General features: G+C 72.9%; 3 protein-coding genes. All 3 read left to right on the forward strand.

Annotated elements, in window-relative coordinates; translation table 11 throughout:
• Positions 1-213, forward strand: a 213-nt coding sequence (locus tag G6018_RS13655; protein WP_182639900.1) for a hypothetical protein, incomplete at its 5' end; no start/stop codon positions are given.
• A gap of 33 nt (positions 214-246) precedes the next feature.
• Positions 247-870, forward strand: a complete 624-nt coding sequence (gene folE, locus G6018_RS13660; RefSeq protein ID WP_179524473.1) for a GTP cyclohydrolase I FolE — start codon at positions 247-249, stop codon at positions 868-870.
• Between the two features lie 59 nt (positions 871-929).
• On the forward strand, positions 930-1,406 hold a 477-nt coding region (gene folP, locus G6018_RS13665; RefSeq protein ID WP_182639901.1), incomplete at its 3' end, for a dihydropteroate synthase.

Below are 1,406 nucleotides of genomic sequence, written 5' to 3' on the forward strand. Positions count from 1 at the left end.
AGCGAGTCCGAGACCACCCGTCTCCCTGCCGCCCCCGCCGACCCCGAGACCACGGTCGAGGAGCCCGGCAGCCCGGGGGACCGGGACGCCACGCCGTCCGATCGGTCGACCCGGGCGTGGTCGGCGGTCGACGGTGACGGGCGTCGGAGCGGGTCGCGGCGACGCGAGGACAAGGAACCCGGGTGGCGTGCCCCGTGGGAACGTGACGACTGACCTCCCGGTTGGTGTCGTGCGAGAAGAGGACTGATGACAACCCCTGACCACATCCCCGCGGCCGACGCCCGGTCGAGGTCCACCGACCGCGTGTTCGACGCCGAACGCGCCGAGGCCGCGGTCCGGGAACTCCTGATCGCCGTGGGTGAGGACCCGGAGCGCGAGGGACTCCTGGACACCCCTGCCCGAGTCGCCCGCGCCTACCGGGAGGTGTTCGCGGGGCTGTACACCGACCCCGCGGACGTGTTGTCCAAGACCTTCGACGAGGATCACCGCGAACTGGTGCTGGTGCGCGACATCCCCATCTACTCGACCTGCGAGCACCACCTGGTGCCGTTCCACGGGGTGGCCCACATCGGATACATCCCGGGGCGATCCGGTGCCGTGACCGGGCTGAGCAAGCTCGCGCGACTCGTGGACCTCTACGCCAAGCGCCCTCAGGTCCAGGAACGCCTGACCGGCCAGGTCGCCGACGCCCTGGTGGACAGGCTCCAGCCCACCGGCGTCCTCGTGGTGATCGAGTGCGAACACCTGTGCATGAGCATGCGGGGGATCCGCAAAGCCGGTTCCGTGACCACCACCTCCGCGGTCCGGGGCAGCATGCGGTCCAACGCCTCCACCAGGGCGGAGGCCCTCGGCCTCCTCCGGGGTACGTGAGCCACCCGGCCGCCCCGCCGCGCCCGTCCGTACTGCCGCGCCCGGGCCGCTGCGCGGTGATGGGCATCGTCAACGTCACGGAGGACTCCTTCTCCGACGGTGGGCGGCACCTCGCCCCCGAGGCGGCCCTCGCCCATGCGCGTCGCCTGGTCTCCGAGGGCGCCGACCTCCTCGACGTCGGCGGGGAGTCCACGAGGCCGGGTGCGATCCGGGTCGATCGGACCGACGAGGCGGCCCGGGTGATCCCGCTGGTCCGCGCACTCGTGGAGGAGGAGTTCACGGTCTCGGTCGACACCATGCGCGCCTCCGTCGCGGCGGAGGCCCTGGACTCGGGAGCGGCGCTGATCAACGACGTCTCCGGAGGCCTCGCCGACCCCGGCATGCTGGAGGTCGTCGCCGACCACGGCTGCCCCGTGGTGCTCATGCACTGGGTGTCTCCCGACCAGTACCGGGCGGGCGCCGGCGGGCGTGCCGACTACGGCGGGGACGTGGTGACCTCCGTCCGTGACCACCTCGCCCGCCGCGCCGACGCGGCG

The sequence above is a fragment of the Dietzia sp. DQ11-44 genome, from assembly GCF_014145205.1.
Taxonomy (GTDB): Bacteria; Actinomycetota; Actinomycetes; order Mycobacteriales; family Mycobacteriaceae; genus Dietzia; species Dietzia natronolimnaea.